Consider the following 559-nt stretch of genomic DNA (forward strand, 5'->3'; position numbering starts at 1 on the left):
CCCGCCGCTACAACATCCCCTACCGCACCTCCAACACCTGCGCCGCCAACACGGTCGACGCGCAGGCGGCTTATGAAAGCGTGTTCTCGTTGTGGGGCGCCATCCAGGGCGGCGGCAACCTGATGATGCATGCCGCCGGCTGGCTCGAAGGCGGCCTGCGCTGCTCCTACGAGAAGACCATTCTGGACATCGACCTGCTGCAGATGGTGGCCGAATTCCTGACCCCGCTCGACCTTTCCGAAGAGGCACTCGGCTTCGACGCCATCCAGTCGGTCGGCCCCGGGGGCCATTTCTTCGGCACCCAGCACACGCAGGACCGCTACAAGACCGCCTTCTACTCGCCGATCCTCTCCGACTGGCGCAATTACGAGACCTGGGCGGAAGCCGGCTCGCCGACGGCGCTCGAAAAGGCCAACAAGGTCTGGAAGGAGCGGCTGGCGTCCTATGAGGAGCCCTACATGGACCCGGCCATCCGCGAGGAACTCAACGCCTTCGTCGCCAAGCGCCGGTCCGAAGGCGGCGCGCCGACCGATTTTTGATCGGCAGTATTGTTGATGAA

Annotated in this window: 1 protein-coding gene; it reads left to right on the forward strand. The window is 64.4% G+C overall.

Annotation, left to right across the window (positions count from 1 at the left end; all coding sequences use genetic code 11):
* A partial coding sequence (locus EN969_RS34470) for a trimethylamine methyltransferase family protein (RefSeq protein ID WP_206525378.1) occupies window positions 1-539 on the forward strand: 539 nt, incomplete at its 5' end.
* Window positions 540-559 lie beyond the last annotated feature (20 nt).

The organism is Mesorhizobium sp. M7A.F.Ca.CA.003.01.2.1 (assembly GCF_003998945.1).
GTDB classification, from domain to species: Bacteria; Pseudomonadota; Alphaproteobacteria; order Rhizobiales; family Rhizobiaceae; genus Mesorhizobium; species Mesorhizobium ciceri.